Here is a 22,477-nt window from a genome sequence, read left to right as displayed (position 1 = left end):
GGTGGGTGAAGTGCGATTCGCCTGTGGAGATGTGGACAGCTGGCGGAGCGTCAGTCGTCGAGGTCGATGGAGCGGGCGTTCACCGCGTCGATCTCGCGCACGATCTCGTCCAACGCCGCCTGCGGAATCGCCGAGTCGACGGTCATCGCGACGAGTGCCTGGCCGCCCTTGCGATCGCGCGAGACCTGCATGCCCGCGATGTTGACGTTCGTCTCGCCGAGGATCCGCCCGACCACGCCGACGATGCCCGGCCGGTCGACGTACCGCAGCACCGCCATGTGTGCCGCCGGCTCGATCTCGATGTCGAAACCGTCAACCTCCACGAGCTTTTCGTGGTGCTTCGGCCCGACCAGCGTTCCCGCAACCGAGACTTGACGCCCGTCCGCGAGCGTGCCGCGCAGCGTGACCAGGTTGCGGAACTCCGGGCTGTCCGCGTCGGTCACCAGCCGTACCTCGAGCCCGCGTTCGGCCGCGAGCAAGGGCGCGTTGACGTACGAGACCTGCTCCTCCACGACGTCGGTGAACACGCCCTTCAGCGCCGCGAGCTCGAGCACCTTCACGTCGTGCTCGGTGATCTCGCCGCGCACCTCGACATCGAGCTGCTGCGCGACCTCGCCGGCGAGCGCGGTGAAGATCCGTCCGAGCTTCTCCGTCAGCGGAATCCCCGGCCGTACGTCCTCCGCGATCACACCGCCCTGCACGTTCACCGCGTCCGGTACCAGCTCGCCGGCCAGCGCCAACCGCACCGAACGCGCGACCGCGATGCCCGCCTTCTCCTGCGCCTCCTCAGTGGACGCGCCGAGGTGCGGCGTCACGACGACGTTCTCCAGCTCGAACAGCGGCGACTCCGTCGTCGGCTCGGTCACGAACACGTCGATGCCCGCACCCGCGACGCGACCTTCCTTCAACGCCACATACAAAGCGTGCTCGTCAACGAGCCCACCACGCGCCGCGTTGACGATCAGCACACCGGGCTTCACCAGCGCCAGCTCGGCCTCACCGAGCAGCCCCAGCGTCTCCGGCGTCTTCGGCAGGTGGACGGTGATCATGTCCGCGGCGGCGAGCAGCTCCGGCAGCGGTACGAGACGCACGCCCATCTGCGCGGCGCGGCCGGGCTGCACGTACGGGTCGTACGCGATCACGTTCATGCCGAACGCGGACAGCCGCTGCGCGACGAGCACGCCGATCCGGCCGAGGCCGAGCACGCCGATGGTCTTCTCATAAAGCTCGGTGCCCGTGTACTTGCTGCGCTTCCACTCCCCCGCGCGGAGCGACGAGTTCGCGGCGGGGATGTTGCGTGCGACCGCGAGCAGCAAGCCGATGGCGTGCTCAGCGGCCGAGACGACGTTGGACAGCGGGGCGTTCACGACCATCACGCCGGCCTGGGTCGCGGCCTTCACATCGACGTTGTCGAGCCCGACACCGGCGCGCGCGACGACCTTCAGGCGCGTCGCGGCGGCAAGCGCCTCGGCGTCGACCTTGGTGGCGGACCGGATGAGGATCGCGTCGACCTCGGGGATCACGGCCAGCAGCTCGGCGCGGTCGGCACCGTTCGCGTGGCGGATCTCGAAGTCGGGGCCCAACGCTTCGACGGTCGCAGGGGAGAGCTCTTCCGCGATCAGAACGACGGGTTTCGGCACGGCTCGGCCTTCCAGGTCGGCTCAGGATTTCCCCCGAGCACGACAATGGGCCCGGCCGGCTCTCTCAGGATAACCACAAGAGGACTGGACCGGGCCCAGCGGCCTGGCTACGACTCGTTCAACCCGGTCGCAAGAGCATCGGCGGCGGCGTTGCTTGCTCGGCTCCCGGTGCATCGATGGCGCCCCAACGCCACTCGAGGTGGCGAGGGGACGTGCGCCATCGATGCCCTCCGCCGAGCAGGCGACGCCTATGCCGCCGACCGGTGCGACCCATTCAACGCCGCGCGGCGGTGCCCTCGACGTAGTCGTCGTCGTGCGACTTCACCCACGACATCAGCTTGCGGAGGTCGCGTCCGGTCGCCTCGATCGGGTGCTTCTCCGACTCCTCGCGGAACTTCGCGAACTCCGGTCCGCCCGCGTCCTGGTCGGCGATGAAGCGCGCCGCGAACGTGCCGTCCTTGATGTCGTTCAGTACGTCCTTCATCCGCGCCTTCACCGACGCGTCGATGATGCGCGGCCCGGAGACGTAGTCGCCGTACTCCGCGGTGTCGGAGACCGACCAACGCTGCTTGGCGATTCCGCCCTCGTACATCAGGTCGACGATCAGCTTCACCTCGTGCAGGCACTCGAAGTACGCGACCTCGGGCTGGTAGCCCTCCTCGATCAGCGTCTCGAAGCCGGCCTGGATCAGCGCGGAAAGCCCACCGCACAAGACGGTCTGCTCGCCGAAGAGGTCCGTCTCGGTCTCCTCGGTGAACGTCGTCTTGATGCCGCCCGCGCGCAGTCCGCCGATCGCCTTCGCGTACGACATCGTCAACGGCCACGCGTTGCCGGTCGCGTCCTGCTCGACGGCGACGAGAACGGGTACGCCGCGGCCCTCGCTGAACTCGCGGCGGACCAGGTGACCCGGGCCCTTCGGCGCGACCATCGCGACGTCCACGCCCGCCGGCGGCTTGATGTAGCCGAAGCGGATGTTGAACCCGTGCCCGAAGAACAGCGCGTCGCCGTCCACCAGGTTGGGCTCGATCGCCTCCGCGTACAGCCGGCGCTGGGCCGGGTCGGGCGCGAGCACGACGATCAGGTCGGACTCCTCGACGGCCTCGGCCGGCGTCACGACGCGGAGGCCCTCGGCCTCGGCCTTCGGGCGGCTCTTCGAGCCCTCCAACAGGCCGACGCGCACGTCGACGCCGGAGTCGCGCAGGGACAGCGCGTGCGCATGGCCCTGGCTGCCGTACCCGAGGACGGCGACGTTGCGACCCTGAACGATCGACAGGTCAGCGTCGTCGTCATAGAACAGCTCTGCTGCCACTGGTAGTACTCCTTCTTCCGAATTCCACGTGCCCCTGGGCGACTACGTACGTTACGCCGTGCGATCCAGCGACCTGAGCGTCCGGTCCGTGATCGAACGCCCGCCGCGGCCGATCGCGACCATGCCGGACTGGACGAGCTCGCGGATCCCGAACGGTTCGAGCACGCGCAGCATCGCCTCCAGCTTGTCCTTGCTGCCGGTCGCCTCGATCGTCATCGAGTCGGTCGCGACGTCGACGACCTTGGCGCGGAACAGCTCGACGGCTTCGAGCACGTTCCCCCGCGTCTGGATGTCGGCCTTCACCTTCACCAGCAGGAGTTCGCGCTGCACCGACGTCGACGAGTCGAGCTCGACGATCTTGATCACGTTCACGAGCTTGTTCAGCTGCTTCGTGACCTGCTCCAAAGGCAGATCCTCGACGTTCACGACGACCGTCATCCGGGAGATCTCCGGATGCTCGGTGGGACCGACCGCGAGCGAGTCGATGTTGAAGCCGCGGCGGGAGAACAGCCCTGCGACGCGGGCGAGAACGCTCGGCTTGTTCTCCACAAGGACGGAAAGCGTGTGGCGAGACATCCCCTGCTCCTAGAGATCGTCGTTGTGGAACGCCGGCGCGAGGTCGCGGGCGATCTTGATGTCGTCGTTGCTCATGCCGGCCGCGACCATCGGCCACACCATCGCGTCGCGATGCACGACGAAGTCGACCACGACCGGCTGGTCGTTGATCTCCATCGCCTTCTCGATCGTCTCGTCGATGTCCTCGGTCTTCTCGCAACGCAGGCCGACGCAGCCGTACGCCTCGGCCAGCTTGGCGAAGTCCGGGATCCGCGTGACGGCGTCCGGACGCTCACCGCCGGAGCCGCGCCGGTGCAGGTCGGTGTTGGAGTATCGCCCGCCGTAGAAGAGCGTCTGCCACTGCCGGACCATGCCGAGGCTGGAGTTGTTGATCACCGCGACCTTGATCGGGATGCCCTCCAGCGCGCAGGTCGCGAGCTCCTGGTTGGTCATCTGGAAGCAGCCGTCGCCGTCGATCGACCACACGGTCTTGTCCGGCGCGCCGACCTTGGCGCCCATCGCCGCGGGAACGGAGTAGCCCATCGTGCCGAGGCCGCCGGAGTTGATGAACGTGCCGGGGTTCTCGTAGGAGATGAACTGCGCGGCCCACATCTGGTGCTGCCCGACGCCCGCGACGTACAGCGCCTCGGGGCCGGCGGCCTGGCCGATCTTCTCGATGACCTGCTGCGGCGCCATCGTTCCGTCGTCCGGCTTGTCGTAGCCGAGCGGGTAGCGCGACTTCCACTCGTCGAGCAGCCGCCACCAGGCCGCGTAGTCGCCACGCCGGCCGGCCTCGTGCTCGGCCTGGATCGCGACGACGAGGTCCGCGATCACCTCGCGGCAGTCGCCGACGATCGGCACGTCCGCCGTGCGGTTCTTGGAGATCTCGGCCGGGTCGACGTCGGCGTGCACGACCTTGGCGTGCGGGGCGAACGACGACAGCTTGCCGGTCACGCGGTCGTCGAACCGCGCGCCGAGGCAGATCAGCAGATCGGCCTTCTGCAACCCGCCGACGGCCGCGACCGTGCCGTGCATGCCGGGCATTCCCAGGTGCAGCTTGTGGCTGTCTGGGAACGCACCCCGCGCCATCAGGGTGGTGACAACTGGGATCCCGGTCATCTCGGCCAGGACGCGAAGTTCCTTCGACGCCCGGGCCCTGAGCACCCCGCCGCCCACGTACAGGACGGGCCGGCGGGACTCGGCGATCAGCCGGGCCGCCTCGCGCACCTGCTTGGCGTGCGGGCGGGTGACCGGCCGGTAGCCCGGGAGGTCGACGGAGCCAGGCCACGAGAACGTGGTCATGGCCTGCATCGCGTCCTTGGACACGTCGACGAGCACCGGTCCAGGTCGCCCGGTCGACGCGATGTGGAACGCTTCGGCAACCGCCTGCGGGATCTCCGCCGGGTCGGTCACCAGATAGGAGTGCTTGGTGATCGGCAAGGTGATGCCGCGGATGTCGGCTTCCTGGAACGCGTCGGAGCCGATCGACGCGCTCGGCACCTGGCCGGTGATCGCGACCATCGGGACCGAGTCCATGTAGGCGTCCGCGATGGGGGTGACGAGGTTCGTGGCGCCCGGGCCCGAGGTCGCCATGCAGACGCCGGGGCGGCCGGTAGCGTACGCGTACCCGCTCGCCGCGTGGCCCGCGCCCTGCTCGTGCCGGACCAGGTAGTGCCGGATCTGCTTGGAGTCCAGCAACGGGTCGTACGCGGGCAGGACCGCGCCGCCAGGGATGCCGAAGACGGTGTCTACGCCGGCGGCTTCCAACGATTTGATCAGGCTCTCAGCGCCGGTCAGCTGCTCGGTCATGGTCTTCGCCCCTTTGTCCTTGCTCGGTGGCTCATTCTCGTTCCTGGCAAACCTTGGCAAACAAAAACCCCTCGGCCCGGAAGGGCGACGAGGGGTAGCGCGCTGGCATGGGGCCTATCTGACCTAGCCGGCGCGCTTGCGAAGTACGAGAAGGAACGAACGCACCCCCGAACGTTCTCCGACCGAGTGCCCACCCGTCAAGTTTGGTAGGACGCCCGTCTTAGCATGCGAGATCATTTCGGTCGTTGGCTGGACATCCCCAGGAACAGCGGCACGCACACGGCGAGGGCCGCGGCCGCGGTGACCGTCGTCGCGAGGAACGCCTCGCGATAGTCACCGTCGCCGCCGAGCTGGCCGAAGAACACCGCGCCGAGCAGCGCGACACCGAGCGCGCCGGCGAACTGCTGTCCGGTACTGATGATCCCTGACGCCGACGCGGCGTGGTGGGGCGGCACCTCGGCCATGAACAGGGTGGTCAGGCTCGGCATGGTGAGGTTGATCCCGGCGCCGATCAGCGCGAGGCCGGGGACGAGCTGCCAGAGCGCGACGTCCGGAGTGCTCAGGGCGGCGGGAACGAGCAGGGCGATGGCGAGCGTGATCACCAGGCAGCCGAGGCCGACCGTCCACCTGCCCAGCCTGAGGGTGAGTCGGCCGACGAACGGCGCTGTCGGCAGCGCACCGAGCGGGAGCGCGACCGTGACCAGTCCGGCGGCGAGGGGTGAGAGGCCCAGCCCGTTCTGCATCCACAGGGCGAGGACGAGCAGGAGCCCGCTGCAGGTGCCGAACGCGACGAGCTGGATCACCAGCGCGATGCTGACCGTTCGGACGCGGAGCAGGTCGAGCGGGAGCATGGCGGCTGGGTCGTTCCGTTCCTGGACCGCGACCCCGACGACCCCGACGAGTCCGGCGGCGAGGCAGAGCCAGCACCAGGCCGGCCAGCCGAGGCGGGCGCCCTCGAGCAGCGGCAGAACGATCGCGACCAATGCGGCGGTGAGGGTGAGCGCCGCGATCGGCTTGGGCCTGGCGGCGTTCTCGGCGCGCGTCTCCGGCACCCACGCGGCACCGAACGCGACGACCGCGGCGGTGACCGGCACGAAGATCAGAAAGATCGACCGCCAGCCCAGCCCGGCCACGTCGGCGCTGACGAGGACGCCGCCGAGGACCAGCCCGACGGCCTGAGAGAGGCCGGCGACGAAGCCCCAGATGCCGAACACCGTCGCGCGTTCGCGGGCGCCGAAGACCGCGTACACCGTGCTCAGCACCTGCGGCGCGACGCCGGCGGCGGCGATGCCCTGGACGAGGCGTGCGGCGATCAGCGTGGTGGTGTCGGGCGCCAGCGCACAGGCGAGGCTGGCGAGGCCGAACAGCGCTGTGGACGCGAGGAAGACGCGCTTGCGTCCGACCTGGTCGCCGAGCCTCGCCGCGGTGATGAGGGTGACCGCGAACGCGAGCAGGTAGCCCGCCGAGATCCACTCCAATTGGGTCGGGTTCGCGTCGAGGTCGCGTTCGATGCTGGGCAAGGCGACGTTGACGATCGTCACGCTGACCAGGTCGACCATGAACGCGGCCATCAGCACGCCTACCGCGTACCAGCGGCGCCGGGTGGAGGGCAGGCTCGACGTGTCGATGGCCATCGGGGTGGGCTCCTCGTAGAATCGATAGAGCGACAAGTACAGAACGAGATCTGTCGGTCAACCGACAGATTAGGAGAAGGGTGTCCACGTTGGCAAGCGAGGGCCGGCTCGAGCGCGCCCTTCGGCGCGCGATCGCGGCCACGACGAGGACCGACCACGCCGCGGCCTCGGCGGCCGGGGTGACGTTCAGTACGTGCTACGCCCAGGTCTTGGACCTGCTCGTCCTGCACGGCCCGCTCTCGCCGGGCCAGCTCGCTCAGCTGACCGGGATCACGTCGTCCGGCACGATCACCGGGTCCATCGACGCGTTGGAGCGCGCGGGCTACGTTCGGCGGGTCCGGTGCGTCGTGGATCGGCGCAAGGTCGCGGTCGAGCTGAACGAGGACAAGGTCGCCTCGCTCGGCGCGGCGCGGACGTCGCGGCTGGCCGCGTTGACCGAGGGATACACCGAGGGTGAGCGGGCGGCGATCGCCGACTTCCTCGAACGGTTGGCGGAGTCCGAGCTTCCGTCCTAGCGCAGCGCTCCCAGCAGCAGCGGCAGGGAGCGGTGCAGCTCGCGTTCCCAGTACGGCCAGGAGTGCGTGCCGGGTCCGTACAGGTCGGTGACGAGCGGTGCGCGGAGCTCCTTCAGGCGCTTCGCGACGAGGACGTTCTGCTCCCAGAGCTCCTGCTCGAGCGCGTCCGGCTGCCGGTTCGGGTCGTCGAACGGGCCGGGCTGGCCGTTGCCGCTGGCGAGGAACACCGGCGTGTGCCTGAGCTTTCGGGCGAGGTGGAGCGGGTCGTGTGCGTTCCAGATCCTGCGTTGTTTGATCGGATCGCCCCAGAGCGCGAGCGGGTCCTCGCCGAACGCCGCGTTGAGGTTGAGCACGAACTGGGCGTCGTGGATCGGGTTGACGACGCCGCTGTAGCTGGCCGCCGCCCGGAACTTGCCGGGGTGCCGCGCGGCGTAGCTCAGCGCGCCGAAGCCGCCCATCGACAGGCCCGCGACGACGCGCTTGTGGCCGGCGCCGTACTCGCGCTCGAGCAGCCTGCGCAGCTCGGTGAGGTGGAACGTCTCCCACTTCGGCGTACCGCCGTTGCCGCCGTTCCACCAGTCGGAGTACCAGCCCACGTTGCCCGCCTCGGGCATGACGACGAGCGTCTTGCGCAGGGCCTTGGTCTCGGCGACATCGGTCAGCGCGGTCCAGCTGGTGTAGTCGCCGCAGCAGCCGTGCAGGAGGTAGAACGTCGGCCAGCTCTTGTGCGTACCCTTCCGCCAGCCGTCGGGCGTGAGCAGCCTGACCTTGACGGCCTTGCCGAGGGCGGGCGAGTCGACGGTGAGGTCGAGCTGCCGTTCGGCGACCCACTCCTCCTTGACGACCCGCGCCCTGTCCTTGGCGGGTGCGGCCGTCGCCGGGGCGACCAGGCCGAGGGCGAGCAGGAACGCGAGGAGCAATGCGAGAACGATCGAACGCGAGCGTGCCATGCCGGGCTCCCTCCGCCGAGCTGAGCCAAGCTCAGCGACTGGCACCCGCACCGTCAACCCCACCGCCCGATCCGGCCACGCCCCACCACGTGTGGAATGAGGGCGTCCCTCTATCGAAGAGCCCGGCCCATCCACCATGTCCCATCAAACTGTGGGGTTCTGGTCGCGACACGCCAGCGTGTCGCGACCAGAACCCCACACTTTCGCGAAGGGCAGAGGGTCCCCTCGCTCGACGAGATCGCTACAGGGACGCCCTCATTCGAAACAGCGGCGGAAGTGCTCAGCCGCAGACGGCACCGTGGGCGGCGGACTGGACGAGCTTGGCGTACTTGGCCAGCACGCCGCGGCTGTACTGCGGGGGCAGCGGCTCCCAGTCCTTGCGACGGCGTTCCAACTCGTCCTCGTCGACCAGCAGATCCAGCGTCCGCGCGGTCATATCCAGCCGCACAACGTCGCCATCCAAGATCAGCCCGATCGTCCCACCGTCCACGGCCTCCGGCGCCACGTGGCCGACACAGAGCCCCGTCGTCCCGCCCGAGAAGCGCCCGTCGGTCAGCAGCAGCACGTCCTTGCCGAGGCCCGCGCCCTTGATCGCGCCGGTGATCGCGAGCATCTCGCGCATCCCAGGCCCGCCCTTCGGACCCTCGTACCGGATCACCACGACGTCGCCGGCCTGGATCGTGCCGTCCTCCAACGCGTCCAGCGCGCCGCGCTCGCGTTCGAAGACGCGCGCCGGCCCCTCGAACACGACCTCGTCCAACCCCGCGCTCTTCACCACCGCGCCCTCCGGCGCGAGCGACCCGTGCAGGATCGACAGGCCGCCGGTGCGGTGGATCGGGTTCTGGATCGCGCGGATGATCGTGCCGTCGACGTCCGGCGGCGCGATGTCGGCGAGGTTCTCCGCGATCGTCTTGCCGGTGACTGTCATGCACGAGCCGTCGATCAGCCCGGCGTCGAGCAGCGCCTTCATCACGACCGGGATGCCGCCGACGCGGTCGACGTCGGTCATCACGTACTTGCCGAACGGCTTGAGGTCCCCGAGGTGCGGCACCCGGTCGCCGATCCGGTTGAAGTCGGCGAGCGTGAGCTCGACCTCCGCCTCGCGCGCGATCGCGAGCAGGTGGAGTACGGCGTTCGTCGAGCCACCGAGCGCCATGACGACGGCGATCGCGTTGTCGAACGCGGCCGGCGTGAGGATCTTCCGCGCGGTCAGGCCCCGGCGCAGCATCTCGACGACGGCCTCGCCGGACCGGCGGGCGATGCCGTCGCGGCGGCGGTCCGTCGCGGGCGGGGCGGCCGAGCCCGGCAGCGCCATCCCCAAGGCCTCGGCGGCGGACGCCATCGTGTTCGCGGTGTACATGCCGCCGCAGGCGCCTTCGCCGGGGCAGATCGCGCGTTCGATCGCGTCGACCTCCTCGCGGGTGATCAGGCCCCGCGCGCAGGCGCCGACGGCCTCGAACGCGTCGATGATCGTGACCTCGCGGTCGCCCACGCGGCCGGGCAGGATCGAGCCCGCGTACACGAACACCGACGCGAGGTCGAGCCGCGCGGCGGCCATCAGCATGCCGGGCAGCGACTTGTCGCAGCCGGCCAGGAGTACGGAGCCGTCGAGCCGTTCGGCCTCCATCACCGTCTCGACCGAGTCGGCGATGATCTCGCGCGACACCAGCGAGAAGTGCATGCCGACGTGGCCCATCGCGATGCCGTCCGACACCGAGATCGTGCCGAACTCCAGCGGGTAGCCACCCGCCGCGTGGACGCCGTCCTTCGCGGCCTTCGCGAGCCGGTCGAGGGAGAGGTTGCACGGGGTGATCTCGTTCCAGGACGAGGCGACGCCGATCTGCGGCTTCTCCCAGTCGTCGTCTCCCATGCCGACGGCCCGAAGCATGCCGCGTGCGGCGGCCCGCTCCAGTCCGTCGGTCACCTCACGGCTGCGCGGCTTGATGTCTTGGCTCATGGCTCCTGAGCGTACGACCCGGCTAGTACGCGCCGGTCACCACGTTCACCAACGGCTCACCGGCGGCGAAGCGGTGCAGCTGCTCGCGTACGAGCTTGACCGCTCGGGGATGGAACGCAGAGCTGGCGCCGCCGACGTGCGGGCTGATCAAGAGCCCGGGCGCCTTCCACAGCGGGTGATCCGCGGGCAGCGGCTCCGGGTCGGTCACGTCCGCCACGGCCTTCAGCCGGCCGCTCGTCAGCTCCGCGAGGAGCGCGTCGGTGTCGACGACGGGGCCGCGCGCGACGTTCACCAAAAGCGCGCCGTCCTTCATGCGGGCAAGGAACTTCGCGTCGACCATGCCGCGCGTCTCGTCCGTCATCGGAACGATCAGCACCACGACGTCCGCCCGCGGCAGCAGCTCCGGCAGCTCGTCCATGCCGGCGATGCCGTCGCGCCTGGTCCTCGCGACGCGGAGAACGTTGCACTCGAAGCCGTCGAGTCGCCGTTCGATCGCGGCGCCCACCGCGCCGTACCCGACGATCAGCACCGTCTTGTCCGCCAACGCCGACGTGAAGCGGAACGACCACTCGCCCTTGTCCTGTGCGCGAACGAAGTCCGGGAGGTCGCGCAGCGACGCGAGCATCAGCGCGAGCGCGAGCTCGGCGGTGCTGGCGTCGTGCAGGCCCTTCGCGTTGCAGAGCGTCATGCCGTCGCGGAGGTACGGCCTGAGGTTGTCGACGCCGGCGGTCAGCACCTGCAGAACCTGCAACGAGGGCAGGTCGTGGATGAGCTCCAGTGTGGGCCGGCGGCCGAGGTAGCGCGGCGTGTAGAACGCCACGTCGTCGAGGTCGGCCGGCGGGTCGGTGAGGCCGTCCCACACCTGGACGTCGAGCCCGTCGGGCAACGGTGCGAGCTCGTCGAGCGGGAACGGGACCAATGCCTTCACTGCACTCCTCCTCGTGGTTTGCTCAACCAGTCTTGAAAGTTCCAACTCGCCAGGAACCGCGTCGCGGCCTTCTCCCCCGCGGCCAGCAGCTGTGCTTGTTGCTCCTCGGTGATGCCGAAGTCGACGGCCGAGACACCGAGGGTGTCGATGAAGATCGAACGGGCCAGGTGGACGGGCTCGTCGATGTGCCGCGCGTCGCAGGCTTCCATCATCGCCTCGGCGACGGCGAGCGCGAGCGACACCGGACCGGCGACCGGCTCGGTGTGCGGGAGATCCCGTTCGCGTGCCGAAAGCCTCAGGCCGAACGTCGGCCAGCGCGGCTGTATGCCGTCGGCGCGGTCGAAGATCGTGATCGGGAAGTTCGACAGCACGCCGCCGTCGACCAGTGTCGACACCCCACGCGGGGTCCGCATGCTCACCGGCTCGAAGAAGAACGGGATCGAGGTCGACGCGCGCACCGCGTCCGCGACGAGCTGCTCGTCGGGGTCGAGGCCGTAGTCCGCGTAGTCCCACGGCAGCCGGACGAGGCGTTGGCGGGACACGTCGCTCGCCATCACGACGAGGCGGTAGCCGTGCGGGTCGTCGTCGAGGCGGAGATCGCCGAACTTCCGTACGCCGAGCTCTGCCAGCGTGCTGGTGAGCCAGCCGTGCAGGTACTCGCCCTCGAACACGCCGTCCTCGAACGCCAGCGACAGCCCGTCGACAACCGAGCCAAGACCCACCTTGGCGAACACCCGGCCGACCCGGCCGCGGTCGCGGAGCCGCGCGTACTCCAGGCTCCGGGCGATGTCGACGATCCGTTCGGGCGATTCCCCTGCGTGGACCAGGCCGGCGAGGACCGAGCCGACGATCGCGCCGGCGGACGTTCCGGCGATCCGGTGGAAGGCGTACCCGGCCCGGCTCAGCGACTGCACGGCGCCGACCAGCGCCAGCCCCTTCACGCCGCCGCCCTCGAGCACCAAGTCGGCGGCGCGGCTATCCGGAGAGCTGTCCACGATCCCCGAGCATAAGACCGCGGGCTATGCGCCACGCCTCGGCGAGCCGCTCCACGGAGCGGATGGAGATCGGCTCGGTGTGCACGAGGAGGTGCTCCACGCCGAGCGCCGCGTACTCGGCGAGCACGGCCGCGACCTCCTCGTCCGACCCGACGATGGCGTAGGGCTCAGGCCTGCGGACCGGCGGCTGGTCCGGGTAGCGGATCACGATGCCCGTGTACGGCGGGAGCGCGCCGCCCTCCAGGTCGAGGGTCCTCTGCGGGGCACCGTGCCATGCGGCGAGCCTGGCGTCGGCCCACTGCTCGGTGATCGCGCGCATCCGCGGTCCGCCGGCCGCGACGAAGGTCGGGATGAGCCGCTGGGGCGGGGGCTCGATCCGCGCCTCGTGCACCTGATGAAACCGACCCTCGAAGGTGACCGTCTCCGCGCGCAGCAGGCGCACGACGATCTCCAGCCACTCCTCGAAGCGGCTCACGCGGTAGTCGTTCGGAAACCCGAACGCCCGGTGCTCGGTCTCGTCGTTTCCACAGCCGATCCCCAGGATGAGCCGTCCGCCCGACACCATGTCCAGCGTCGCGGCCATGTTCGCCATCAGTCCCGGGTTCCGGAACGTCGCGCACACCACGATCGTCCCGAGCTCGACGCGCTCGGTCACCGCTGCGCACGCACTCAGCAAGGTCCAGGACTCGTGCATGCCGAAGTGGTCGGCGAGCCACACCGAGTCGAGACCGTTCGCCTCCGCGGCCACCGCGACATCCCGCGCGAGCTCCCAGGTCGTGGAGGCGACGTCCGGGACGTCGCCGGGGCCCACGGGAAGCGAGATCCCCAGTTTCATGCGCCCGATGGTGGCAGCGCGGCTGGAACATTTCAGGTGATTTTCGGGTAGGGGGAATAGCGTGATCTTCACGCCCTCGGGAAGGAGACGTCTGTGCGTCGTGTGATCGCCGGTACCGCCTGCGCTGCCCTCGTTCTGGGTCTCGCCGCTTGTACGGCCAACCAGGAGCCGCAGGCCGGTGCGTCCACGCCGACCGGAACGCCCTCCGACAGCCCCACGCCCACGCCTGCCGAGCCCTCCCCGTCGGCATCCGCCTCGGCCACTGCCCCGGCCTCGCCGACAGCCACGCCGGAGCCGACGTCGGTACCCGACCCGACCGTCGCCGGGGATGTGGCGACCGGGATCACCAGCCCTTGGGGACTGGTTTTCCTGCCCGATCGTTCAGCCCTCGTGGCCGAACGCGACACCGGCGAGATCAAGCACGTCACCAACGGCGAGCTCACCTCGATCGGCGAGGTGCCCGGCGTGAACCCGTCCAGCGAGGGCGGCCTGCTGGGTCTCGCGATCCCGCCGACGTTCGAGACCGACCGGTGGGTGTACGCGTACTTCTCCGGCGACGACGACAACCGGATCGTCCGCATGCGCTACGAGGGCACGTCGCTCGGCGCGCCCGAGGTGATCCTCGACGGCATCCCGATGGCCGGCACCCACAACGGCGGCCGGATGCGGTTCGGCCCGGACGGCAACCTCTGGGTCGGCACCGGCGACGGCAGCGACGGCGAGAACTCCCAGGACCGCAACTCCCTCGGCGGCAAGATCCTCCGGATCACTCCGGACGGTGACCCGGCCGAGGGCAACCCGTTCCCGGGCTCTCCGGTCTACTCGCTCGGGCACCGCAACGTCCAGGGGCTCGCGTTCGACCCGGCCGGACGGCTGTGGGCGGCGGAGTTCGGGCAGAACACCTGGGACGAGCTCAACCTGATCCAGCCCGGCCGCAACTACGGCTGGCCCGAGGTCGAGGGCCAGGAGGGCAACCCCGACTTCGTCGACCCGGTGGCCCAGTGGCCCACCTCGGACGCCTCGCCGTCCGGCCTCGCGTACGCGTCCGGCGGCCTGTGGATGGCCGGCCTGCGCGGCCAGCGCCTGTGGCGGATCCAGATCCGCGAGGGCGCGATGGTCGGCCAACCGAGAGCGTTCTTCACCGAGGACTACGGCCGCCTGCGTACGGTCGAGACCGCCCCGGACGGGTCGCTGTGGCTGACGACCAGCAACACCGACGGCAGGGGCGACCCGCGCGAGGGAGACGACCGGATCCTCCGCCTGACCCTCAGCTAACCACCGCACACGTTTTTATGAAGGGCACCTTCATACGAACCTATTGAATGAAGGTGCCCTTCATTCAAAACAACGGGCAACGGAACCACCCGGCTTCATCGACACCACAAGAACCCGGGGGAACCCACAAGCGACCGCAACACGGCAGCAGACCGGAACCGAAAGCCGGCCGGCCCCGGGACACCTGTTCCGGGGGCAGGGGCGGCGTGTGAAAAACAGGTGGCCGGCCCGGGGCGAGTCAAGGGCCGCTCCGCGGTCGCGAAGCGACGCCTCTCTCCGTATGCGCGAAGCGCCCCAGAGAGAGGCGCCCTTGACGCGCCCCGGACCGGCCACCACCATCGACCGCCGCCACAGACCCCGAAGAGCACCAACCCCCGGAGAGCTCTCATCGAGGACCGCATCAAAACAGCACCAGCCCCAGAAGAGCTTCGCCAAGATCATGAGCGTGATCATGAAGCCCAACCCGTCGTATACGACCAGTCCAGCTTCACGATCACGTTCATGATCACAGGCGCTAGAGGAGCTCCCCCGGTGGGTTGACCTCGAGGCGCACGGCGGCTTCGTCCTCCCGTGTCAACTGGAGGTTGACGCCACCGGCGTCGCCTTCGACGAAGCCGTTCTCGGGGGTGAGGTGGCCGTCGACCCAGGCGAGCGCGGCCTCGAGATCAGGCCCATCGAGCACCTGCGTCAACGCGTCCTTGGCGGTCTGGCGGATGAGGTCGTCGGTCACCGGCTTGCCGGTGTTCTCGATCCGTACGACGACGTCGGTCGAGAAGTCGACGCTCGCGTACGTGTCGTTCCCGCTCGTCAGTGAGCCCTTCGTGCATGTCGACGTGTCGCAGTTGTAGCCCAGCGCGGGCATCGGTGCCTGCATGTCGACCGCGTCCTTGCCGAAGCCGGCCTTGGACGGCGTGGCGTACGTGCCCGCCTTCTCGAACGCGGCGAACGGGCCTTCCGGATTGATCCGCCACTCCCCCGTACCCCAAGCCGTCTCGACCTGGTAGATCTCCTCGGACTCCTCCAGCAACCCGTCCTGCACGGCCTGCCCGAGCAGCGCCGGGCCGACGAGGGGTACGAGCTCCTTCAACGGCGCGACGGTGTCGCCGCGCTCCGCCGAGCCGGGACGGGCACCGCGGACCTTCTCGGTGTCGATCCGGGCGAGCACGATCTCGCCGCCCTTCGACCCAACCAGCCGCACACTGCTCGCCGCGCCGTCGGCCTCGGTCCGGTAGCACGACTTCACCGGCACCGGCTCGGACAGCAGGTCGTAGCACTCGAGCCCGGCGCCCTTCAGCGTCGTCACCAGGCCCTCCATCGCGACGGGCTTGGCCGTCGGCGTGGACGAGTAGCTGGGGTTCGCGGCGTTCGGTACGTCCGGATGCTCGGGCTCCTGGCTCTCACCGGCCAGCAGGCCGCCCGGCCGGAAGATGAGGAACGCGCCGACGCCGAGGACCGCGACCACGACGACGACCAGACCGATGATCAGCACGATCTTGCCCGGCGCGACAGGCGTCCGTGGCCGCTGCGGTAGCGGCGCACCCCACTGCGGCGGCGGTCCCTGCGGTGGGCCTTGCGGCGGCTGCGTCTGCCAACCCGGCGGCGGTCCGGACGGCGGCCCAGACGGAGGCTGTTGCGGCGCGTTCACCACGACCTCGCCGGCGTGAACTTGATCGACGGCCCGAGCGGCTCGCCGTACCGCAGCTCGACATGCAACCCACCGAAGTCCGCGGACTGCGGCGTCGGTTGCTTCCAGTGCTTGTCCAGCCAGGCGGCGAGCTCACCGTTGTCGGTCTGCCCGATCGCGACCGCGCCGATCTCCTTGAACCGCGGCAGCCCGAGACGCTTCGCCTGCTCCTCGTTCTTCCGCATCTGGTTGAGCGTCGCCGTCCACGCGATGTTGTTGTACGTGAGGCTGAACGAGGTGTAGCCGGTCCCCTCGTCCGGGAAGTTGATCGAGCAGGTCCGGTCGTCGCACACGAAGCCCTTGCCGGCGAGCGCCTTGCGCAGGTCGACCTCCGGCATCCGCGCGGCGATGCTGGGCGTCACGAGGTCGTAGCCCTTGGCCATCAGCCGGTACTCCGCGAACGAGCCGTTGACGCTCGACGACGCGTACCCCCAGCCACCGGTCATCTCACCGGAGCTGCCGTCCTCGGGCTTGGGCAGCTTCGCCGCGTCCTGCTTGCCGACGACGAGCGGCCCAAGAACGTCCGTGACCTCGGTGTACCTCGCGAGGCCGCTGACCCGCCGGGCGTTGCTCAGGGCGCCGTCGATGTGCGCGGCGCCGACGAGCCCGCCCTTGTCCAGCTGGAGTTTCACCGCGATGTCGACACCCTCGGTGCTGTGGTAGCAGCCGCGCACCGTCGCCGGCTTGGCGATCGTCGTGAAGCACTCGAACGCGAGCTTGGTGAGCGCCGCCTCGATCGGCTCGGCCGCCGTCCGCGGCGCGGCCGGCGTGCTGGTCGCCGTGGGCGACGCCGGCGAGGTGGGCTGCTGCGGACGCGGGTCGGCGTTCGAGCTCTCCCCACCGCCGAGGATGCCAACCGCGACGATGGCGCCGACGATCAGTACGGCCAGGACGAAGATCACGAGCACGACGATGATGACGGGATTGAGCCCGCCTCGCCGAGGTGGCCGGAACCCGGGCGGCGGACCGTACCCAGGCTGCCCCGGCTGCTGTGGCGCCCAGGGATTGGGCCCCTGCGGGGGAGGCTGCTGCGGGGGTGGTTGGAACCCTGGACCCGGATGACCGGGCGGTGGCGGGTTCGTTCCGGGTGGACGTCCGGTGGGGTCGGCCACCAGTCCTCCTCTGTGGGCAAAAGACCGCGTTTCTCCAAGAGAAGGTCAGTATGCCCGGAACGATCCCACCAAACCTAAGCCACCCCGAGCTTCTCCAGAATCAGCTCGCGTACACGTCCCGCGTCGGCCTGACCGCGCATCTCCTTCATCACCGCGCCGATCAACGCGCCGGCCGCGGCCACCTTGCCGCCTCGGATCTTCTCCGCGACGTCCGGGTTGGACTCGATCGCGCGGTCGACCGCGGCACCGAGCGCACCGTCGTCGCTCACGATCGCGAGCCCGCGGGCCGCCACGACTTCTTCCGGCGTGCCCTCACCGGCGAGAACGCCGTCGAAGACCTCGCGCGCCAGCTTGTCGTTGAGCTTGCCGGCGTCGACGAGGGCCTGAATCTCCGCGACCTGCGAAGGCGTGATCGGCAGCGACTCGATCTCGGCGCCGGTCTCGTTCGCCCGCCGCGCCATCTCGCCGAGCCACCACTTGCGCGCGATCGCGGGCGTGGTGCCGGCAGCGACGGTCGCCTCGACCAGGTGCAGCGCACCGGCGCCGAGGATGTCGCGGAACTCCATCTCGGAGAAGCCCCACGCGTCGGACAGCCGCTTCTGACGTACGGCCGGCGGCTCGGGCAGCGTGCCGCGCAACTCCTCGACCCACTCGCGCGCGGGCGCGACCGGGACCAGGTCGGGCTCGGGGAAGTACCGGTAGTCCTCCGCCTCCTCCTTGCTGCGGCCGGAGGTGGTGATGCCGGTGTCCTCGTGCCAGTGCCGCGTCTCCTGCGTCACCTTGCCGCCGGAGCCGAGCACCGCGGCCTGGCGGCGGATCTCGTACCGCATGGCGCGCTCGATGCTGCGCAGCGAGTTGACGTTCTTGGTCTCGGTCCGCAGGCCGTACTGCTCCCGGCCGTGCGGGCGCAGCGACACGTTCGCGTCGCACCGCAGCGAGCCCTGCTCCATCCGGACGTCGGAGACGCCGAGCGCGCGGAGCAGGTCACGGAGGTAGCCGACGTACGCGCGAGCGACCTGCGGCGCGAGCGCGCCCGTCCCCTCGACCGGCTTGGTGACGATCTCGATCAGCGGGATGCCGGCGCGGTTGTAGTCGACCGTCGAGTAGTCCGCGCCGTGGATCCGACCAGTGGTGCCGACGTGCGTCGACTTGCCGGTGTCCTCCTCCATGTGGGCGCGCTCGATCGCGATCGTGAACGTCTTGCCCTCGACCTCCACGTCGACCGAGCCGTTGATCGCGATCGGCTCGTCGTACTGGCTGATCTGGAAGTTCTTCGGCATGTCCGGGTAGAAGTAGTTCTTCCGCGCGAACCGGCACCAGTCGACGATCTCGCAGCCGAGCGCGAGACCGATGCGGATCGCGGACTCGACGGCCTTGCCGTTCACCGCTGGCAGCGAGCCGGGCAGACCGAGGCAGACCGGGCAGGTGTGCGTGTTGGGCGCGCCGCCGAACTCGGTCGGGCAGCCGCAGAACATCTTCGTCGCGGTGTTGAGCTCGACGTGCACCTCGAGGCCGAGCACCGGGTCGAAGCGTTCCAGCGCCTCCTCGTAGTCAAGCAGGTCGGCCGTAGTTGTCGCAGTCACTTAGTCTCCACGCTTCATCTTCCGGATGGCCGCGATGAACGCGACGATGCTGGCCAGGAGGCCGAGGACCTCGGCGGTCTGCTCGAGCTTGTCGGTGTTCTTCCGGTTGTTGGCGAGCCGGCGGATCGAGAAGCCGATGCCGACCAGGCTGAAGCCCAGCATGAGGACCTGAACGTCCTTGCGCTGTTGGATGTTGGGTTTGCTCATAGCTCCGGAGCCTCCGAGAGAAGCGGGTGTCCCCAACGTTCGACGAGCGCCGCCTCGACGGCGCCGCCGACGCGGTAGACGCGGTCGTCGGCCATGACCGGAGCCATGACGTGCAGGCCGACGGGCAGCCCGTCGTCCGGCGAGAGTCCGCAGGGGAACGAGGCGGACGCGTTGCCCGCCAGGTTGGACGGGATCGTGCACAGGTCGGCCTTGTACATCGCGAGCGGGTCGTCGACCCGTTCGCCGAGCTTGAACGCCGTGGTCGGCGTGGTCGGCGAGACCAGCACGTCGACCTGCTCGAACGCGCGGTCGAAGTCGCGGGCGATCAGCGTGCGCACCTTCTGCGCCTGCCCGTAGTAGGCGTCGTAGTAGCCGCTGGACAGCGCGTACGCGCCGATCATGATGCGGCGCTTGGCCTCGGCACCGAAGCCGGCCTCGCGGGTCGCGTTCATGACCTCCTCGGCGCTGTGCGTGCCGTCGTCGGCGGTACGCAGGCCGTACCGCATGCCGTCGAAGCGGGCGAGGTTGCTGGACACCTCGGCCGGCATGATCAGGTAGTACGTCGGCAGCGCGTGCACGAAGTGCGGGCAGGACACCTCGACGACGTCGGCGCCGAGCTCGCTCAGCAGCTCGACCGACTCGCGGAACCGCTGCTCGACGCCGGGCTGGTAGCCCTCGCCGCCGAGCTCCTTGACCACGCCGATCCGCATGCCGCGCACGTCGCCGCGCCTCGCGGCCTCGACGACGGGCGGGACGGGCTGGTCGATCGAGGTGGAGTCCATCGGGTCGTGGCCGGCGATCACCTCGTGCAGCAACGCGGCGTCGAGCGCGTTGCGCGCGCACGGGCCGGGGGTGTCGAGGCTGGACGCCATCGCGACGACGCCGTACCGGCTGGTGCCGCCGTACGTCGGCTTCACGCCGACCGTGCCGGTGACCGAGGCGGGCTGGCGGATCGAGCCGCCGGTGTCGGTGCCGAGTGCGAGGGGGGCCTCGTACGCGGTGATGCTCGCCGACGAACCGCCGCCGGATCCGCCGGGGATGCGGTCGAGATCCCACGGGTTGTGGGACGGGCCGAACGCCGAGTTCTCCGTCGAGGAGCCCATCGCGAACTCGTCCATGTTGGTCTTGCCGAGGATCACGATGCCGGCCTTGCGGAGCCTGCTGACCGTGGTCGAGTCGTACGGCGGCTTCCAGCCCTCGAGGATGCGGGAGCCGCAGGTGGTCGGGACGTTCTTCATCGTGAAGACGTCCTTGAGCGCGAGCGGGACGCCGGCGAGCGGGCCGAGCTCGTCGCCGGCCTGGCGCTTCGCGTCGACCGCCTTGGCGGCCGCGAGGGCGCCTTCGGTGTCGAGGTGCAGGAACGCGTGCACCTTGTCGTCGACCTTGGCGATCCGGTCGAGGTGGGCTTCGGTCACCTCGACGGCGGAGACTTCACCGTTCTTGATCAGCCCGGCGAGCTCGGACGCGGTGCGGCGGGTGAGGTCGTTCGACATCTAGGCCTCCTCGTCGAGGATCCGCGGCACGCGGAACCGGTCGTCCTCGACCGCGGGGGCGGCCTGCAGGGCCTCCTCGGGGGTGAGGCATTCGGCGAGGACGTCGTCGCGGAAGACGTTCGTCAACGGGAGCGCGTGGGAGGTCGGCGGGATGTCCTGGGCCGCGACCTCGCTGACCTGGGCGACCGACGTGAGGATGACGTCGAGCTGGGGCGCCAGGTGGTCGAGCTCGTCGTCAGTGAGCTCGATCCGGGCGAGGCGGGCCAGATGGGCCACCTCGTCGCGAGTGATCGCGGGCACGGTTGCACTCTCCTTTTCGCTTGCCAGACCTCAGCAATCCTAGGTCGCGGGTGTGTCAGGGCCCGACTGGGTTTCCCGTCCTTCAGGATGTGCCCATGGCTCCGACGTTGCCCCAGCGGTGGATGGCTCGTGTGCACGCGGCTTTGTACGCCCGGTCGGGTGGTGTCGTGGGGCACAACGCGGGCAGCGTGCCGACGCTGGTGCTGCACACGGTGGGCCGTCGTTCGGGCACGCCGCGGGAGGCACCGCTGGCGTACGGGCGGGACGGCTCGTCGTACCTCGTGACGGCCTCGAACTGGGGCCACGACGCCCCGCCCGCGTGGCTGCTGAACCTGCGCGGACCGGGTCCTTCGTCGATCCAGGTGGGCTCGTCGCGGCTGGCCGTGACGGCGACGGAGGTGTGGCCGTCGGACCCGTCGTACGCACGGCTGTGGGAGATCGTGAACGCCGTCAACCACGGGCGCTACCGGCGCTACGCGGCCGGCACGCGGCGGGAGATCCCGGTCGTCCGGCTGGACCCTGTGGATACGTAACGACATCAACCGGGCGAAACTGCGATGCTCGGTCCGATGAGCGAGCTGCGCGAAACCCACCCAGCCGGCGCCGACCTGCGCCGGCTGGAGGCGCTCGCCGACGCCCGGGCGCTGGACCCGAGCCGGCCGGCCTACGACCCGGTGGCTGAGTACCGGCGGACGCGAGGCCCGAGGCAGCTCGAGGACTCCGAGGCGGACGACTACGGCCTCGCGATCTGGGGCGGGGCGACGGACAGCCTCGCCGTGGAGCAGCGAGCCGCGCTGAGGGAGTACAGCGGCGAGTCGATCGGCGGGGCGACGTGTTATCGGGAGATCAACAGCTACCTGCGAGGTCGCGGCCCGGCGACCGCACAGGTCGAGAGCCACATCCGCCACATCGACACGGCCCTGGAGCTCGTCCCCGTCCCCGAAGACCTCGTCGTCGTCCGTGGCGTCGATCCGCGCGTCTTCTCCAGTCCGGTCGACAGACTCTCCGGCAGAACGATCGCGGACAACGCCTTCCTGAGCACGTCGATCGGCACGACGCCGGCCTTCGACCACGACGCCTGGATCTATCTGACCGTCCCGAAGGGAACGCCCGCGATCTACATGGAGGCCATCACCGAGTGCCCCGGTGAGCGGGAGCTGCTCTTGGGTCGGGGACTCAGCTACCTGGTCGACAGGGTCGATCGAGACGCGGTGCGGGGCAAGTGGCAGGTCCATGGCAGGGTCCTTCCACCCGATGAGATGAGGAGCGGATCGTGAGCGACCTCCCGCGCGGCGGGCCGTTGTCGGAGGACCCGGAGTTCCGCGTGGTCTCCGAGCCCGAGAGCTATGCCGACACGACCGCCGGCCCGATCCGGTATACGACCGTCTATGTGAGCGACCAGCCGGTCGCCTACGTCTGGGCCGCGACCGACGACACCGCTGCCGGGGTGCTCTATCGGCAGTCCGCCCTGGACACCGGTGGTGGGAACGCGTCCGTCGGTTGGTGGGGGCGGCTCGACTGGGCGTTCGCGAACAGGCTGACGCCGAGCGAGGTGCTGCGGCACTGGGCTGGTAAGCCTCTCGACCCTGACGACGAACGGTGCGGCGTGGTCCGAGCTGACGAGGAGCACGAGCTCGCCACCCTCGCCGAGCTCGAGGAGCTCGCTGTCGAGGACGGCCCGGCCGCTCCGTCCTAG

21 protein-coding genes are annotated in these 22,477 nt (G+C 69.8%); 5 read left to right on the top strand and 16 right to left on the bottom strand.

Going from position 1 to position 22,477, the window contains the following annotated elements; all coding sequences use genetic code 11:
• Window positions 1-50: 50 nt before the first annotated feature.
• The 5 genes from serA to JOD67_RS16145 form a co-directional block, all read right to left on the bottom strand.
• Entirely contained in the window at window positions 51-1,640 is a 1,590-nt protein-coding gene (serA, locus tag JOD67_RS16165; protein ID WP_205118421.1) for a phosphoglycerate dehydrogenase, read from the bottom strand.
• A gap of 274 nt (window positions 1,641-1,914) precedes the next feature.
• Window positions 1,915-2,949: a ketol-acid reductoisomerase gene (ilvC, locus tag JOD67_RS16160; protein ID WP_307782425.1), complete on the bottom strand. Its 1,035-nt coding sequence runs from the start codon at window positions 2,947-2,949 to the stop codon at window positions 1,915-1,917.
• A 51-nt stretch (window positions 2,950-3,000) separates the two neighbouring features.
• On the bottom strand, window positions 3,001-3,525 hold the full coding sequence (ilvN, locus tag JOD67_RS16155) for an acetolactate synthase small subunit (protein ID WP_205118420.1): 525 nt from the start codon (window positions 3,523-3,525) through the stop codon (window positions 3,001-3,003).
• 9 nt (window positions 3,526-3,534) lie between these two features.
• Entirely contained in the window at window positions 3,535-5,373 is a 1,839-nt protein-coding gene (locus tag JOD67_RS16150) for an acetolactate synthase large subunit (protein WP_275577077.1), read from the bottom strand.
• Between the two features lie 173 nt (window positions 5,374-5,546).
• Window positions 5,547-6,947, bottom strand: coding sequence for an MFS transporter (locus JOD67_RS16145; RefSeq protein ID WP_205118418.1), 1,401 nt, complete (start codon window positions 6,945-6,947; stop codon window positions 5,547-5,549).
• 80 nt (window positions 6,948-7,027) lie between these two features.
• Here JOD67_RS16145 and JOD67_RS16140 point away from each other — a divergent pair, with 80 nt between their 5' ends.
• Window positions 7,028-7,462, top strand: a complete 435-nt coding sequence (locus tag JOD67_RS16140; protein WP_205118417.1) for a MarR family winged helix-turn-helix transcriptional regulator — start codon at window positions 7,028-7,030, stop codon at window positions 7,460-7,462.
• Here the strand turns inward: JOD67_RS16140 and JOD67_RS16135 are convergent.
• The 5 genes from JOD67_RS16135 to JOD67_RS16115 form a co-directional block, all read right to left on the bottom strand.
• Window positions 7,459-8,412, bottom strand: coding sequence for an alpha/beta hydrolase (locus JOD67_RS16135; protein ID WP_239553877.1), 954 nt, complete (start codon window positions 8,410-8,412; stop codon window positions 7,459-7,461). The two genes, JOD67_RS16140 and JOD67_RS16135, sit on opposite strands and share 4 nt — an antisense overlap.
• 280 nt (window positions 8,413-8,692) lie before the next feature.
• Window positions 8,693-10,369, bottom strand: a complete 1,677-nt coding sequence (gene ilvD / locus JOD67_RS16130) for a dihydroxy-acid dehydratase (protein ID WP_205118415.1) — start codon at window positions 10,367-10,369, stop codon at window positions 8,693-8,695.
• Between the two features lie 22 nt (window positions 10,370-10,391).
• The gene (locus JOD67_RS16125) at window positions 10,392-11,297 is read right to left on the bottom strand and encodes a 2-hydroxyacid dehydrogenase (RefSeq protein WP_205118414.1); all 906 of its coding nucleotides are present in this window, start codon (window positions 11,295-11,297) and stop codon (window positions 10,392-10,394) included.
• Window positions 11,294-12,292 (bottom strand): patatin-like phospholipase family protein, encoded by a 999-nt coding sequence (locus tag JOD67_RS16120; RefSeq protein ID WP_205118413.1) that lies wholly within the window; start codon window positions 12,290-12,292, stop codon window positions 11,294-11,296. Before JOD67_RS16120 ends, JOD67_RS16125 begins: the two co-directional genes overlap by 4 nt.
• Entirely contained in the window at window positions 12,273-13,127 is an 855-nt protein-coding gene (locus tag JOD67_RS16115; RefSeq protein WP_205118412.1) for an LLM class flavin-dependent oxidoreductase, read from the bottom strand. Before JOD67_RS16115 ends, JOD67_RS16120 begins: the two co-directional genes overlap by 20 nt.
• Window positions 13,128-13,220: 93 nt before the next feature.
• On the opposite strand from JOD67_RS16115, the gene JOD67_RS16110 reads away from it, so the two are divergent.
• Window positions 13,221-14,402, top strand: a complete 1,182-nt coding sequence (locus JOD67_RS16110) for a PQQ-dependent sugar dehydrogenase (protein ID WP_205118411.1) — start codon at window positions 13,221-13,223, stop codon at window positions 14,400-14,402.
• A gap of 514 nt (window positions 14,403-14,916) precedes the next feature.
• Here the strand turns inward: JOD67_RS16110 and JOD67_RS16105 are convergent.
• From JOD67_RS16105 to gatC, 6 genes are all read right to left on the bottom strand, one after another.
• Complete coding sequence (locus JOD67_RS16105) at window positions 14,917-16,047, bottom strand: hypothetical protein (protein WP_205118410.1); 1,131 nt, start codon at window positions 16,045-16,047, stop codon at window positions 14,917-14,919.
• A complete protein-coding gene (locus tag JOD67_RS16100) occupies window positions 16,044-16,988 on the bottom strand; it encodes a hypothetical protein (protein WP_205118409.1) in 945 nt (314 codons plus the stop codon). The genes JOD67_RS16105 and JOD67_RS16100 overlap by 4 nt, the downstream gene beginning before the upstream one ends.
• A 284-nt stretch (window positions 16,989-17,272) precedes the next feature.
• Window positions 17,273-18,781, bottom strand: a complete 1,509-nt coding sequence (gatB, locus tag JOD67_RS16095; RefSeq protein WP_205118408.1) for an Asp-tRNA(Asn)/Glu-tRNA(Gln) amidotransferase subunit GatB — start codon at window positions 18,779-18,781, stop codon at window positions 17,273-17,275.
• Window positions 18,782-18,988, bottom strand: coding sequence for a hypothetical protein (locus JOD67_RS16090; RefSeq protein WP_205118407.1), 207 nt, complete (start codon window positions 18,986-18,988; stop codon window positions 18,782-18,784).
• Window positions 18,985-20,481 carry an Asp-tRNA(Asn)/Glu-tRNA(Gln) amidotransferase subunit GatA gene (gatA, locus tag JOD67_RS16085; protein WP_205118406.1) on the bottom strand — a complete coding sequence of 499 codons (1,497 nt, stop codon included), beginning with the start codon at window positions 20,479-20,481 and terminating at the stop codon, window positions 18,985-18,987. Before gatA ends, JOD67_RS16090 begins: the two co-directional genes overlap by 4 nt.
• Window positions 20,482-20,781, bottom strand: coding sequence for an Asp-tRNA(Asn)/Glu-tRNA(Gln) amidotransferase subunit GatC (gatC, locus tag JOD67_RS16080; RefSeq protein ID WP_205118405.1), 300 nt, complete (start codon window positions 20,779-20,781; stop codon window positions 20,482-20,484). It abuts the gene before it with no gap.
• 95 nt (window positions 20,782-20,876) lie between these two features.
• Here gatC and JOD67_RS16075 point away from each other — a divergent pair, with 95 nt between their 5' ends.
• Genes JOD67_RS16075 through JOD67_RS16065 form a run of 3 tightly spaced genes read left to right on the top strand, consistent with a single transcriptional unit; the run spans window position 20,877 to window position 22,477 of the window.
• Complete coding sequence (locus JOD67_RS16075) at window positions 20,877-21,314, top strand: nitroreductase/quinone reductase family protein (RefSeq protein ID WP_205118404.1); 438 nt, start codon at window positions 20,877-20,879, stop codon at window positions 21,312-21,314.
• Between the two features lie 36 nt (window positions 21,315-21,350).
• Window positions 21,351-22,058, top strand: coding sequence for an ADP-ribosyltransferase (locus JOD67_RS16070; RefSeq protein WP_205118403.1), 708 nt, complete (start codon window positions 21,351-21,353; stop codon window positions 22,056-22,058).
• A complete protein-coding gene (locus tag JOD67_RS16065; protein ID WP_205118402.1) occupies window positions 22,055-22,477 on the top strand; it encodes a hypothetical protein in 423 nt (140 codons plus the stop codon). The genes JOD67_RS16070 and JOD67_RS16065 overlap by 4 nt, the downstream gene beginning before the upstream one ends.

Origin of the sequence: Tenggerimyces flavus, from assembly GCF_016907715.1 — a bacterium.
GTDB lineage: Bacteria > Actinomycetota > Actinomycetes > Propionibacteriales > Actinopolymorphaceae > Tenggerimyces > Tenggerimyces flavus.
The sequence above is the reverse complement of the archived record's forward strand: the minus strand, read 5'-3'. Positions and strand labels throughout refer to the sequence as shown.